Origin of the sequence: Aeribacillus sp. FSL W8-0870 (genome assembly GCF_037963755.1) — a bacterium.
Taxonomy (GTDB): Bacteria; Bacillota; Bacilli; order Bacillales; family Aeribacillaceae; genus Aeribacillus; species Aeribacillus composti.
In genome coordinates this window covers 929595-943442 of record NZ_CP150165.1, presented here as the reverse complement: position 1 = coordinate 943442, position 13848 = coordinate 929595, and the positions used below count along the sequence as shown (strand labels likewise).

General features: G+C 41.3%; 13 protein-coding genes. 1 reads left to right on the top strand and 12 read right to left on the bottom strand.

The window, feature by feature from the left end; genetic code table 11:
* Positions 1-170: 170 nt before the first annotated feature.
* The 8 genes from eno to rpoN form a co-directional block, all read right to left on the bottom strand.
* Positions 171-1463, bottom strand: a complete 1293-nt coding sequence (gene eno / locus NSU02_RS04520; RefSeq protein ID WP_066249160.1) for a phosphopyruvate hydratase — start codon at positions 1461-1463, stop codon at positions 171-173.
* A 19-nt stretch (positions 1464-1482) separates the two neighbouring features.
* Positions 1483-3018 (bottom strand): 2,3-bisphosphoglycerate-independent phosphoglycerate mutase, encoded by a 1536-nt coding sequence (gpmI, locus tag NSU02_RS04515; RefSeq protein WP_066249157.1) that lies wholly within the window; start codon positions 3016-3018, stop codon positions 1483-1485.
* Complete coding sequence (gene tpiA, locus NSU02_RS04510) at positions 3011-3772, bottom strand: triose-phosphate isomerase (protein WP_339194463.1); 762 nt, start codon at positions 3770-3772, stop codon at positions 3011-3013. The genes gpmI and tpiA overlap by 8 nt, the downstream gene beginning before the upstream one ends.
* 34 nt (positions 3773-3806) lie before the next feature.
* Positions 3807-4991: a phosphoglycerate kinase gene (locus NSU02_RS04505; RefSeq protein ID WP_130156827.1), complete on the bottom strand. Its 1185-nt coding sequence runs from the start codon at positions 4989-4991 to the stop codon at positions 3807-3809.
* 146 nt (positions 4992-5137) lie between these two features.
* A complete protein-coding gene (gene gap / locus NSU02_RS04500; protein WP_063386960.1) occupies positions 5138-6145 on the bottom strand; it encodes a type I glyceraldehyde-3-phosphate dehydrogenase in 1008 nt (335 codons plus the stop codon).
* A gap of 49 nt (positions 6146-6194) precedes the next feature.
* Entirely contained in the window at positions 6195-7217 is a 1023-nt protein-coding gene (locus tag NSU02_RS04495) for a sugar-binding transcriptional regulator (RefSeq protein WP_063386961.1), read from the bottom strand.
* A 124-nt stretch (positions 7218-7341) separates the two neighbouring features.
* Complete coding sequence (locus NSU02_RS04490) at positions 7342-7593, bottom strand: glutaredoxin family protein (protein ID WP_339194460.1); 252 nt, start codon at positions 7591-7593, stop codon at positions 7342-7344.
* Between the two features lie 15 nt (positions 7594-7608).
* Complete coding sequence (rpoN, locus tag NSU02_RS04485; RefSeq protein ID WP_339194458.1) at positions 7609-8913, bottom strand: RNA polymerase factor sigma-54; 1305 nt, start codon at positions 8911-8913, stop codon at positions 7609-7611.
* A 74-nt stretch (positions 8914-8987) separates the two neighbouring features.
* On the opposite strand from rpoN, the gene yvfG reads away from it, so the two are divergent.
* Positions 8988-9203 carry a protein YvfG gene (yvfG, locus tag NSU02_RS04480; protein ID WP_063386963.1) on the top strand — a complete coding sequence of 72 codons (216 nt, stop codon included), beginning with the start codon at positions 8988-8990 and terminating at the stop codon, positions 9201-9203.
* A 136-nt stretch (positions 9204-9339) separates the two neighbouring features.
* On the opposite strand, the gene NSU02_RS04475 is transcribed toward yvfG, so the two are convergent.
* The 4 genes from NSU02_RS04475 to NSU02_RS04460 all read right to left on the bottom strand — a co-directional run bounded on the left by NSU02_RS04475 (position 9340) and on the right by NSU02_RS04460 (position 13847).
* Positions 9340-10371: an ABC transporter substrate-binding protein gene (locus NSU02_RS04475; RefSeq protein WP_327862679.1), complete on the bottom strand. Its 1032-nt coding sequence runs from the start codon at positions 10369-10371 to the stop codon at positions 9340-9342.
* Between the two features lie 296 nt (positions 10372-10667).
* Positions 10668-12041: an IS1380-like element ISGsp2 family transposase gene (locus NSU02_RS04470; protein ID WP_044899598.1), complete on the bottom strand. Its 1374-nt coding sequence runs from the start codon at positions 12039-12041 to the stop codon at positions 10668-10670.
* A gap of 162 nt (positions 12042-12203) precedes the next feature.
* Positions 12204-13064 (bottom strand): ABC transporter permease, encoded by an 861-nt coding sequence (locus NSU02_RS04465; RefSeq protein ID WP_063386965.1) that lies wholly within the window; start codon positions 13062-13064, stop codon positions 12204-12206.
* Positions 13065-13847: an ABC transporter ATP-binding protein gene (locus NSU02_RS04460; RefSeq protein ID WP_066249138.1), complete on the bottom strand. Its 783-nt coding sequence runs from the start codon at positions 13845-13847 to the stop codon at positions 13065-13067.
* Position 13848: the final 1 nt, after the last annotated feature.

Sequence of the window (13848 nt, the reverse complement as noted above, 5' to 3'; positions counted from 1 at the left end):
GGACTACCAACCGGGACTGTGTTTTTACGCTGTCTATGTTTTTATTATATGTTGTTTATTGGTAATAAGAAAGTATTTACACACCGTCTAGGTTATGATTTTGTGTGCTTTGAGCTTTAATTAAAAAAGGTCTAACCAAATAACTCGGTTAGACCTTTTCATAGATAGTGTTATTTTTTCAAGTTATAGAAAGATTTAATTCCTTGGTAAACTGCAGTATCGCCAAGTTGATCTTCGATGCGAAGCAATTGATTGTATTTCGCAACGCGGTCCGTGCGGGAAGGTGCGCCTGTTTTAATTTGGCCTGCGTTTGTTGCCACAGCAATGTCTGCAATGGTGCTGTCTTCCGTCTCGCCTGAGCGATGGGAGATGACCGCTGTATAGCCGGCGCGTTTTGCCATTTCGATCGCATCAAACGTTTCTGTTAACGTTCCGATTTGGTTAACTTTAATCAGAATAGAGTTGCCGACTCCTTTTTCAATGCCTTCCGCTAATTTTTTTGTATTTGTTACAAATAAATCGTCTCCGACAAGCTGAACTTTTCCGCCTAAACGTTCTGTTAACAGTTTATGGCCTTCCCAGTCGTTCTCATCAAGTCCGTCTTCAATCGAAATGATCGGATATTTGGAGACAAGCTCTTCATACCATTGCACCATTTCTTCCGACGTTTTTACAACGCCTTCTCCTTCTAGGTGGTACTTGCCGTCTTCTTTATTAAACAGTTCAGAAGAAGCAACATCCATCGCAAGCTTAACTTGTTCGCCAGGTTTGTAGCCGGCTTTTTCAATTGCTTCGATAATAGTTTGCAAAGCTTCTTCATTTGATTGTAAATTTGGAGCGAATCCGCCTTCATCACCAACAGCTGTATTATATCCTTTTCCTTTTAATACAGATTTTAATGAATGGAAAATTTCCGCTCCCATCCGCAGTGCTTCCCGGAAGCTTTCCGCGCCGACCGGCATAATCATGAATTCTTGAATATCAACATTGTTGTCTGCATGAGCGCCGCCGTTTAAAATGTTCATCATCGGCACAGGAAGAGTTTTCGCATTGAAGCCGCCGAGATATTGATACAGCGGAACACCTAAATAATCAGCTGCAGCACGAGCAACGGCCATAGAAACACCTAAAATTGCGTTTGCTCCCAGCTTTCCTTTATTTTCTGTTCCGTCAAGTTCAATTAATAATTGATCGATGGCATTTTGTTCCGTCACATCAAAGCCTAACAGTTCTGGGGCAATAATTTCGTTCACGTTTTTAACTGCTGTTAAAACCCCTTTTCCAAGGTAGCGTTCTTTATCACCGTCACGCAATTCAACAGCCTCGTACTCACCTGTGGATGCACCGCTAGGTACAAGCGCCCGTCCAAATGCACCTGATTCTGTATACACCTCTACTTCAACTGTCGGATTTCCTCTTGAATCAAGCACTTCACGTGCATAAACATCAGTAATAGCTGGCATGTTGCTTCATCTCCTTTATTTATGATTTAATAAGACTTTTCCCTGTCATTTCTTTCGGTTTTTCCAGCCCGAGCAGCTCGAGCATCGTTGGTGCTAAATCGCCTAAAATTCCGTCTTCTCTTAATTCGATTCCTTTTTTCGTTATAATAACCGGCACTGGATTTGTCGTATGTGCGGTTTGGGGTTTTCCGTCAAGTGTGACGACTTCGTCCGCATTTCCGTGGTCAGCAGTTATAATAGCTGTTCCGCCTTTTTCGAGAATCAAATCCACCACTTTTCCGAGACATTCATCAACCGCTTCGACTGCCTTTATCGTTGGCTCAAGTTTGCCGGAGTGGCCGACCATGTCCGGATTGGCAAAATTCAATATGATCGCATCATGCTTGTCAGCCTCAATTTCTTTTAAAAGCGCATCAGTTACTTCATATGCGCTCATTTCCGGTTTTAAATCATACGTGGCTACCTTCGGTGAATTAATTAAAATCCGTTCTTCGCCAGGAAACTTCTCTTCCCGGCCTCCGCTCATAAAGAACGTAACATGCGGATATTTTTCTGTTTCTGCTATGCGCAGCTGCCTCAATCCGGCTTGGGAAATGACTTCGCCAATTGTGTTGTCCAAGTTAACCGGCTTGAAGGCAACATATCCTTTCACCGTTTCGCTAAAATGCGTCAAACAAACGAAGAATAAACGTTTTGGATGTTTCGGTCCCCTATCAAAGGAACGGAAATCTTCATTTGTGAATGTATTCGAAATTTGAATAGCGCGATCCGGACGGAAATTATAGAAAATGACCGCGTCATCATCTTGAATGGTTGCAACAGGACTGCCGTCTTCTTTTGTCATAACAGAAGGGATGACAAACTCATCATAAATCCCGTGTGCATAAGAATCTTCAATACATTCGTATGCGTTTTTATAAGCTGGTCCTTCGCCATACACCATCGCTCTGTATGCTTTTTCTACTCGATCCCATCTTTTATCTCTGTCCATCGAGTAATAGCGGCCTGAAATCGTTGCGATCTGTCCTACTCCGTATTCATTGATTTTTTCATTCAGCTCATCAATATATTGCTTCGCCGTTTGCGGACCAACATCGCGTCCGTCCAAAAATCCATGAATGAACACATTTTTCACTTGCTGATCTTTCGCCAATTTTAACAAGGCGAATAAGTGGTTAATGTGGCTGTGAACACCGCCATCCGATAATAAGCCGAAAATGTGAAGGTTCGTTCCTTTTTCTTTCACGTGGTTCATAGCTGAAAGAAATGTTTCATTTTCAAAAAATTCGCCTTCACGAATCGCTATGTTAACGCGTGTCAAACTTTGGTATACAATTCTGCCTGCACCGATGTTTAAATGTCCAACTTCAGAATTTCCCATTTGACCTTCCGGCAAGCCGACAGCTTCTCCACATGCTTTTAACGTTGCATGCGGGTATGTATTCCAAAATCGATCAAAATTCGGCTTGTTCGCTTGAGCCACAGCATTTCCTTTCACTTCGTCACGCAGAGCAAAACCGTCTAATATAATTAACGCTACTGGCTTTTTACTCATTTTGGCCTGCCTCCAATAGCTGCAAGAAAGAGCGTGGTTCTAGGCTTGCGCCTCCGACTAATGCTCCGTCAACTTCCGGCTGGTTTAGAAAATCTTTAATATTTTCCGGTTTAACACTGCCGCCATATTGAATGCGAACTTCGTTTGCAACATCATCGGAATAAATATCGGCAATTACACCCCGAATATGGGCACATACTTCATTGGCATCCTCAGGAGAAGACGATTTTCCTGTGCCAATCGCCCAAATCGGCTCATAAGCAATCACTATGTTTTTCACAGCCGAAGCATCGACTCCAGCCAACGCTTTTTTGACTTGATCGCCAACAATTTCATTCGTTTTTCCAGCTTCACGCTCAGCTAATGATTCGCCTACACATACGATCGGAGTTAATTCGTGTTTGAAAGCAGCCAATACTTTTTTGTTCACGGTTTCGTCTGTTTCGGCAAACATTTCCCGGCGTTCGGAGTGTCCAATGATCACATAATCAACACCGATATCCGCCAATGCAACAGGGCTGATTTCCCCTGTATAAGCTCCGCTTTCTTCAAAATGCATATTTTGAGCGCCAATTTTTAGTTCAGAGCCTTCAGCCAATTCCACAAGCTGACCTAAAAATAAGGCAGGTGCACATATAACGGAATCAACTTTATCCTGTGGGGGAACGAGTGATTTGACTTCCTTTACAAAGCTTTTTGCTTCTTCCAACGTCTTATGCATTTTCCAATTCCCTGCAATAATCGGCTTTCTCATCTTTACACCTTCCTTTTTACGGAAATGGTTGTGGTTATTTGTCTTCCAATATTTGAACTCCCGGAAGTTTCTTCCCTTCCATGAACTCTAAAGATGCTCCGCCTCCGGTTGAGATGTGGTTCATTTTATCCGCAAGGCCGAATTTTTCTACTGCTGCTGCTGAATCACCGCCGCCGATGACCGTATAAGTATGTTCTGCTTTCGCCAAGCTTTCCGCTACAGCTTTTGTTCCCTTTGCAAAAGCATCCATTTCAAAAACGCCCATCGGTCCGTTCCAAACAACAAGCTTTGATTGTTGAATGACATCCGCATAAATTTCAGCCGTTTTAGGTCCAATGTCAAGTGCTTCCCAATCAGCCGGAATACTGTCAATATCCACTACTTTTGTATTGGCATCATTTGAAAAATCATCTGCTACCACAACATCTACAGGCATATAAAAGCGAACGCCCTTTTCTTTGGCACGTTCCATAAACGATTTTGCCAGTTCTATTTTATCTTCTTCAAGCAAAGACTTGCCGATTTCGTGACCCAGCGCTTTTACAAACGTATAAGCAAGTCCTCCGCCGATAATCAAATTATCTACACGTTCCAATAAATTTTCGATAACTCCGATTTTATCTTTTACTTTTGCACCCCCGATAATCGCTGTAAATGGGCGGTCAGGATTATCAAGCGCTTTAGATAAAACATTGATTTCTTTTTCCATTAAAAATCCTGCAACAGATGGTAAATATTCCGCAATGCCTGCGGTGGATGCATGTGCGCGGTGAGCGGCGCCAAAGGCATCGTTAACATATAGATCCGCCAATTCAGCAAAAGCTTTAGCAAGCTCAGGATCATTTTTTTCTTCGCCAGGATAAAAGCGTACATTTTCCAGAACGAGAATGTCGCCATTGTTTAACTTGTCTACTTCCGCTTTTACAGCCGCACCGTAAGCTTCATCTACTTTGACCACCTTTTTGCCTAACAGTTCTTCTAAACGCTTCGCTACAGGCGTCAATCGAAGCTCTTCCACAACCTGTCCTTTTGGTCTGCCAAGGTGGCTGGCAAGCAATACTTTCGCTCCTTGATCCGCCAAGTATTGGATCGTTGGGAGTGCAGCTCGAATGCGTGTATCATCGGTTATTTTGCCATCCTGCATCGGTACATTAAAGTCAACTCGGCAAAATACCGTTTTCCCTTTCACATCGACATCTTTTATCGTTTTCTTGTTCATGGCTCAAGCTCCTCCTTCACAATAACGATCAGGAAAAAATTCTTCCTACATGTTGAAAGGGAAAGGGGAATGTAAACGTCCCCTTCCCCTTCCCGCTTTTCATTATAGCTTTTTAAACAGGCAAGCCACAAGTCCGTATTTAAAGATTATAAACCTTGTTTTGCAATGTAAGCCGCCAAATCTACCACACGGTTTGAGTATCCTGTTTCGTTATCGTACCAAGAAACAACTTTCACCATGCGGTTTTCAAGCACCATAGTAGAAAGCGCATCAATCGTAGAAGAATGAGTATCACCATTATAGTCTCTGGATACAAGCGGCTCCTCGCTGTACGCTAAAATACCTTTCAATTCTCCTTCAGCTGCTTCTTTAAGCGCCGCATTTACTTCTTCCACTGTTACGTCTTTTTCAAGCTCTGCAACTAAGTCAACGATGGACACATTTGGTGTCGGAACACGCATTGCCATACCGTTAAGTTTTCCTTTTAATTCAGGCAATACGAGCGCAACTGCTTTAGCCGCACCAGTTGTCGTCGGAATAATAGATTCTGCTGCAGCGCGAGCGCGGCGGTAATCTTTGTGAGGCAAGTCTAAAATTTGTTGGTCATTTGTATAAGCATGCACAGTTGTCATCATGCCTCGAACAATGCCAAATTTTTCATGTAAAACTTTTGCAAACGGAGCTAAGCAGTTTGTTGTACATGAAGCGTTGGAAATGACATGATGATTGCTTGGATCATATTTGTCTTCGTTTACGCCCATAACAATTGTGATATCTTCTTCTTTAGCCGGCGCAGAAATGATTACTTTTTTCGCACCTGCTTCAAGGTGTTTTGCTGCATCTTGACGGTTTGTGAAGCGACCAGTAGATTCTACTACAATGTCAACGCCAAGGTCTCCCCAGCCTAATTGAGCTGGATCGCGCTCGGATAATACTTGAATTTCTTTTCCATCCACGACCAAGTTATTTCCGTTTACCCCGACTTCCACATCGAGTTTTCCATGAACGGAATCGTATTGTAAAAGATGTGCAAGCATGTTTGCATCTGTTAAATCATTTACTGCTACTACTTCTACTTCAGGATTTTTTAATGCTGCGCGGAATACATTGCGTCCAATACGACCAAAACCATTAATACCAATTTTCACTGCCATCTTTAAGTCCTCCTTCAATTTTAGGAATGATGTTTATATTGAGGGAGCTTTACAGTTCCCTTAATAACTCTTTAGCTGCCACTTCGTCAGTTACTAAAATCGTGGCTAATGATTGATTCATATACGCTTTGATCGCTTTTGCTTTAGAGGCTCCTCCAGCAACCGCGATCACATTTCGTATGTTTTTTAAGTCCTCCAGCTGCATTCCAACCGTTTGAACTTTATGGACGACTTCACCTTTTTGGTTGAAGTAATAACCGAAAGCTTCGCCTACTGCTTTTCCTTTTTTAATTTTTTCGAAATCTTCCTTCGGAGTCTTTCTTCGCTCCGCCATTGTTTGAGCATCCCCGATGCCATGAACAAGCATTTTCGCTGAACGTATAATTTTTAAAAGGTCTTTTATTTCCGGTTCTTCGATAATGGATTCATATGCTTCCTTGCTTAGCTGGTCAGGAACATGGAGCAGCCTGTATTTCCCATGTGCACGTTCAGCTATTTTGGCGCAAATCGTATTCGCCTGGTTTTCAACATTTTCCCCTAGTCCGCCTCTTGCAGGGACAAATAAAACATTTCGGCGATGACCTAACGGAATCATCATTTCAGCAACAGCTGCCAGCGTTGTGCCGCCTGCCACAGCAACAACCTCGTCATCCTGCAAATGATTCATAATGCATTGTGCACAAGCTCTTCCCATTTCTTTTTTCACGAGGGGCGAATGGTCGCTGTCACCTGAAACAACAATCACTTCATCTAAATGAAGCTTCTCTTTTAATGTAGTTTCCAAAAAAGTTAAACCTAAAACATCTTTCATCATTTCTTCCAATGATGAAAGAAGATCATCCCCTTCTTTCGTTAAGGTCATTCCCGAGGGGTGAATATGAATTAAATTTTGTTCTTTTAAAAATTGCACTTCTCCACGCAGAATTCTTTCACTGATGCCTAAATTGTTTGACAAGCTTCGTCTTCCTACAGGCTGCATCAGTCGAATGGACTGCAAAATTTGATAGCGCTTTTGCATAGTTTGGAGAAGATCAGGCAATAATTTTTTTTGAGCTTCAATTAATGATTGCATTTTCAAGACCCTTCAGCTCTTTCTTTCCGGGACTTTTTTTGTCCCTATAAGACAAATTATGTCCCAATTATAGCAAAAAAATTCACCCCTTGCTACATATATTATTTTAGCAGGAGCGCAAATGTTAATCAACAGAAACAAGTTCCAGCAAACGTTTTCTTAAAGAATTTTCTTCAATTTTCCCAAAAATAACAATCTTTCCATTCACTTCAATCACTGGAATCATTAGTTGATATTTTTCCAGCAGCCGGTCATCTTGATAAATATCTTTTTCTTTCAGATCAAAGGGTATTGCAGCTTGCAGCTTATACAGCAATTCCTTTGCTTCATCACATAATGGACATGTTTGCTTCGTATAAAGAACCACTTGATTCACGAATCCAATTCCTTTCTAATTATATCTTTTTCGCAAATTGGACGAAGGGATATTGAGCTGATCGCGGTATTTGGCCACTGTTCTTCTCGAAACATTCATATTATAATTCTCTTTCAACAGGTTGGCAATTTTTTGATCTGAAAGCGGTCTTTGCTTATTTTCTTGATCAATTAATTGCTGAATGACCTGTTTAACATTCGCACTTGATGTATCTTCTTCTCCCACTTTGTTAGTGAAAAAATATTTCAACTCATATAAACCGAAAGGAGTTTGAACAAATTTATCATTGACCGCTCTGCTTACAGTCGACTCGTGAATGTTAAGAGAATCAGCGATATCTTTTAATGTTAACGGTTTCAAAATGTTGTTTTTCAAATAGAAAAAGTCTTTCTGAAATCGTATAATTTCCTGCATAACTTTGACAAGCGTTTCCTTCCGCTGCTCAAGCGATTTTAACAGCCAGCGTCCTTGATGGAGTTTAGTCTGTACGTAAGATTTTACTTCTTTTTCTGTTTGTACAATCGGTTCGTAGTCCCGATTGATTTTAATTTGCGGCAAAAGATCTTCATTATAATATACAATCCAATCTCCATTTCGCTCTTCAATCATTAAATCAGGGATGATATAATTCGGGGTTTCCTCATCAAATTGCAGACCAGGTCTTGGATTCAATGTTTGAACAAAATCGAAAATTTGCTGAAGAGCATTCAGCGACAGACCTGTCTTTTTGGAAAGATCCTTCCAAGCTTTTGTGGCAAACAGATGAAAATGCTCTTTTAACACGAACTCGGAGCCTTCAGGTTTTTCCTCGATTTCTTTAGCCTGCAAAAGCAAGCATTCTTGAAGCGAACGTGCCCCGACGCCAATTGGATCTAATGATTGCAGCACAGACAGCTGTTTTTCCAAAAGATCGATCGAAATTTGGAACTTTTCCGATAGGCGGGATAAGTCTTCTGACATATAACCATTTGAGTCCACTGCATCGATTAAAATATGAATAGCACGCCGTTCGTTTTCGGTAAAACGAAATTCTACGAGCTGATTTCGCAAATGATCTTTTAGCCCCATCCCTTTTTTCGGCATATTTTCGATCCAGCGGCCATCCTCCTTGCTAGCCCTCTGCTGCTTTCTTTGATTATGATAAAATATCGGTGGATGGGATTCTTCCAATTCCACAAAGGGGTTTTCAAGCGTAATTTCCCTCAAGTAAGATACTAAATCGATTGTAGAATATTGCAAAAGCCCAATGGCTTGCTTCAGCTCTTTCGTCATCGCCAATCTCAAGGATTGGTTTTGGACTAAGTCCATTTTTATATGCATCAGAACTCCCCCCCTTTAGTTCTATTTTACATGAAGAATTTAAAAAAAGAATCTAAAATTTTGGAGGAACGAACATGACACAGCTTTTTTCTGTTTCCTATTTTAAAGAAAACTTTAAACAGTACATTGAAATGAATAAAGAAAAATCTTCAAAGATTGATGCCATGAACAGCTACTACCGATCTGTCGTCTCAACTTTAATTTACGACCAGCTAACCAAAAATGCTGAAATATTGAAAAGACTGCAAAATCTTGATCAAGCATATAATCAAGTGAAAAACGAGGAGTAAAAGGACTTTTAAATTTTAATGTATGAGATCAGTTTTTGAAGTCGGCATATAAGCCGATTTCTTTTTTTTACAGTAAAGCTTTTGGTTAAAACAAAAAACTGAGCAAATATAAGCTGCCCAGCTTTCGTTTTCGTTTTTATTTCGATTCATGTTTTGGCAAATATTCTGTCGTAAAAATTTCCTTTGCATCAAATGTTTTTTCTAATAAACCGAGATCGTGCAATTGTTTAATTAATGTTGCCCAGCGTTCTTCCGTCATATATCCGACTCCATGCTCTGCTGCATCTCCTCCATATACAAAATCCACTTGTGTTTCGGCTTCAAATTTTAATGATTCTAATTCCATATCAGCGTTGTCTTTCTGAATCACTTTATTAATCTCTTCGTAAGAATCTTTGTATAAATACCATCCTTCGACAAAAGCATCCACAAATGCTTTGACAGTTTCTTTATTTTTTTCTAAATAGTCTTTTGTAACATATAACACAACGTTATAAGGATTATAACCTGCATCAGATATGAGCTTCGTTTCTACATCTACTCCATCTTTTTTTAAGAAAAACGGCTCTGAAGTCACAAAGGCTTGGCTTACAGAATTGGGATCGCTAATAAAATTCGAATGCTGTCCTGTATAAGCCAATTCTTGTACATTACTTAAATTATATTTAGATTTCAAAAAGTCCCAATACGTAATACCAGGCTGTATATATACTTTTCTTCCATTTAATTCATCAAAATCGTCAATTCCCTTTCCTTTATGGAACATTAATGCCTGCGGGCTTCCTTGCATGGCAGCAGCTACAGCGACTAATTCAATTCCTTGATTTCTAGCAATAACCATTTGGTCAGCATGTGCAAGCCCAAAGTCAGCACTTCCAGATGCAACCATTTGAATAGACGAGACTTGCGGCCCACCCGGTTCGATCGTGACTTTTAAACCGTTTTTTTCAAACAATCCGTTTTCTTGTGCTGCATACAAACCGCCATGCTGCGCCTTCGGAAACCAATTTAATACAATTTTTACATCTTTTAAGTCTTTTTTCTCTTCATTCGAAGCGCTGTCTCCCTCGTTTGTTGAGCTGCTCGACTCTTGTCCGCCGCAGGCGGTGAGGAAGAACATGAATATAATCCCGATTAATAGAAAACTCGCTTTGCGCCATGCTTTCAATTCTTTTTCCCCCTTTTTGCACTTTTTTTGAAACTCAATAAAGCTCGTTCCCTAACGCAGCAAACCATTTTTATGCAAAAAAAATTAGCCCTGAATCCGTGATGAATTGAAATCGACTTTGATTTTGTTGTAATTTTGATGGATTGATAATCCATAAAACCCTTTTTATGCTTATGACCTATGTCATCTCTATTTCCGAAAATGGAACAAATCTCTTTTTTAGGTATACGAACCAAAAAAATAGACAAAAAAGCACAGGGAGTGACGTTGGACATCAGTTCCCGAACATTCGTTCGTTATCTTGCCTCTCTCCATTTCTGATAGACGTTCAGTAGGGGCTCGCTATAGCCACTCCTTCGCGTCAGTTTCATCCAGATCTGTCGTGATCGACGGACGAGTCGCCCTGCCATCGTGATCACCGTCTGAATAATCGTCTTGATGCGGCGGCGTTTCACTTTGTGGTGCAACGGATGTCTCGGATCGCTTAATAGATCTTGTCCAATCAGACGAAGAAGATTGTAAACGAAGGCTCCCATGACCAACACGAGCGCATTCGTTTTCATCTTCCCAGATGGAAGCCGCTCTAAATCTAAGTCGCTCTTCAGTTCGCTATGAAACTGTTCGCATGTCGCATGGTCATGATACAACGCGAGCACATCGCTCATTCGAACATGCTCGTATCCTTTGAGCCGCACCCAATAGCTTTCCACTTCATAATCAGGAACGAGCATCAGCTGTCCATTGCGTTCCATCGTCCGTTCCGTCACTTGGGTGACTTGAACGTACGTATACGTGTTTCCATCGATCGCTGCCTTCTGTGGAAGGCATAGCTCATAGGTTTGTACTCCTTCGCTTTGTCCATCATCGACACGTTTGCCCTTTTGCGAAGCGATCTGGAACCAAAGCGCTTTCGATTCTCGGCGTAAGTTTCGCTTGATGACAAAGTCCACGTCTTCCTTTAGGCATACGTGCACATTCGCTTCTGCATCGTTTCCTGCATCCATGCGAACAAGCAGACGAGATGAAGTCAGTTGACGAGCTCGACGGATAGCGGTGACTAAAAACGAGGGCATGTTGTCTTGCACATGTTGTTTCCCTGGACGCAACTCGGCATGAACGAGATACCCTTCCTTCCCTGCATACGCAAACAACGGTGTAAAACCGTCAAATCCTTTATACGTTCGACTGACTCCTTCTTTTTTCGTATCGGAGTTGTCAAATGGGGAACCATCTATATCAAGGGGAAGCCATGTCGTCTTTCCTTTGGTCCAACAAGGGGACAAAGTGGCATGTCGTTGAATCAACAGACGTATGGACTCCTCCCAAAGAATCGTTTCGGTCATCGGAAGACAAGCGAGCTGATCGAGTCGTTGTCGCAAGGTTGGAGAGGAAGGCACGTGCTGAATCCCCATCGATGCCGAAAAGATATCGTCCTGACGATACGCTTCGATATGATCGAAATCCGTTTTTCCTGTGGCAAGCAAGCCAATCATCGAGCGAATGACATCGCTATGGGAAATGTGCACTTCTCGACGAACCGTTGGAAGCCGAAGTGCGTTTACCCGTTTATCCAGTTTCGTTCGATGGAGTAAGTAGCCAACGAGAGCAAGCCCAGCACTTGGGGTAATCGCTTCATCTGTCAATACAAACCGAATCGGGAAATCTTTCATCACATCACCTACTTGATGAAGAATCGTCAACGTCGTTTTCCCTTATCGTATCAACGGTTTGCGACCATTGTAAAGATGTTTTGTCACGGATTCAGGTTAGCAAATAAATTCAGCTCTTGTAAGCAATAGTGATTATGTCAACTTAATTTTTGATCAAATTTTTTATTTTTCTCCCTTCATCGCGGATTCGTGCCATGATCTCAGCATGAAATGAGAAAACAAACTTACGAGTAAGTAAAAGACAATCCCAAAAATAGCAGCGGCAATTCCACAAGCAAATAAATATGGTGTTTTTAATTGAACGGCTGCTACCGTAATGGCATACCCTAAACCGCCTTTTCCTCCGCCAATTCCAGCTATATATTCACCCGTAATAGCTCCAACGATCGATAGCGTGCTGGATATTTTTAAGCCGGTCATCATGTAAGGCATAGCAGCCGGAATTCGGAGCTTCCACATTTTTTGCCATTTTGACGCATTATATAAAGTAAATAATTCGCTCATATTTTTATCGACTGAATTCAATCCCATTAACGTATTTGAAATAATCGGAAAAAATCCGATTAAAAATGAAATCATCACAATCGAATTGAAGCCCGAGCCGAACCAGATAACAACGATCGGTGCAACAGCTACAACCGGTATCGTTTGTAAAATAACCGCATACGGGTAAATGCTTATTTCTAAAATTTTTGAGCTTGCTAATAAAACCGCAAAGCCAATTCCAATGATGGCGCTTATTACAAATCCGATCACAGATTCAGCCACCGTTATTTGTATGGCTGGCCATAATAACTCCCAATCTTCAACCGCCGCTTGAAGGACGTCCGTCGGTTTTGGAAGTATAAACGGCTGCACGCCAACCATAATCGGTACAAACTGCCATAAAGAAAGAAAAACAACAAGCGCAGCAATCGGACCAATAATCTTCCATTTTGATTTGCTCCATATTTTCAGTTTGCCAGTATTATTTGATTGAGCGACAATTTCCTTCGTTTGAGTGGTTGCTGTTTGTACAGACATTTATACCAACTCCCTTCGGGTTGAACTATTCTCAAGACTTTGCGAGGAAATATCGACATATTCTGTAAACCGTTCATCTGTCCGCTCCCTCGGATAAGGAAGATCGACATCGATGATAGATGATAATCGTCCGGGCCGAGCTGACAACACTGCAATTCTAGTAGAAAGATAGACAGCTTCAAATACATTATGAGTAACGAACAAAATTGTCATTTTCTCCCTTTTCCATATTTCAAGCAGCTCCGTCTGCAAGGTCTGTCTTGTAATCTCGTCTAATGCAGCAAACGGTTCATCCATTAACAGCAATTTAGGTTTTGCAGCCAACGCTCGAGCTATAGACACCCTCATTCTCATTCCGCCTGACAACTGCCTAGGATATGACTTTATATGATCCTTTAGTCCAACCATCTCCAATACTTTGATCGCATCCTCTTTGCGGCTTTTTTTATCCGAACCCCTTAATTCTAAAGGCAGCATCACATTTTCCAGCACCGTTCTCCATGGAAGCAAATTGGCATCTTGGAATACAAAAGCAACATCATTTGTATTTTTTATAACTTCTTTCGGGTTTTGCCCAAATACCTCTACCTTGCCCTCAGTAGCTTCGCCTAAACCTGCCACCATTCTTAATGCCGTTGATTTCCCGCAGCCAGACGGGCCGAGGAAGCTTATAAATTCCCCTTCTGTGATGGAAAAATGGAATTGGCTTAAAGCGACTGTGCCGGTATTGTAAATCTTACTAACATGATGAAATGCGACAATCTCGTTTCGAATTGCTTCCACT

Coding starts and splice junctions, on each gene's coding strand:
- NSU02_RS04495 (WP_063386961.1), bottom strand. CDS start 7,217: ATGCAATCATTAATTGAAGCTCAAAAAAAATTATTGCCTGATCTTCTC.
- NSU02_RS04465 (WP_063386965.1), bottom strand. CDS start 13,064: ATGTCTGTACAAACAGCAACCACTCAAACGAAGGAAATTGTCGCTCAA.
- rpoN (WP_339194458.1), bottom strand. CDS start 8,913: ATGCATATAAAAATGGACTTAGTCCAAAACCAATCCTTGAGATTGGCG.
- tpiA (WP_339194463.1), bottom strand. CDS start 3,772: ATGAGAAAGCCGATTATTGCAGGGAATTGGAAAATGCATAAGACGTTG.
- gap (WP_063386960.1), bottom strand. CDS start 6,145: ATGGCAGTGAAAATTGGTATTAATGGTTTTGGTCGTATTGGACGCAAT.
- gpmI (WP_066249157.1), bottom strand. CDS start 3,018: ATGAGTAAAAAGCCAGTAGCGTTAATTATATTAGACGGTTTTGCTCTG.
- yvfG (WP_063386963.1), top strand. CDS start 8,988: ATGACACAGCTTTTTTCTGTTTCCTATTTTAAAGAAAACTTTAAACAG.
- NSU02_RS04505 (WP_130156827.1), bottom strand. CDS start 4,991: ATGAACAAGAAAACGATAAAAGATGTCGATGTGAAAGGGAAAACGGTA.
- eno (WP_066249160.1), bottom strand. CDS start 1,463: ATGCCAGCTATTACTGATGTTTATGCACGTGAAGTGCTTGATTCAAGA.
- NSU02_RS04470 (WP_044899598.1), bottom strand. CDS start 12,041: ATGAAAGATTTCCCGATTCGGTTTGTATTGACAGATGAAGCGATTACC.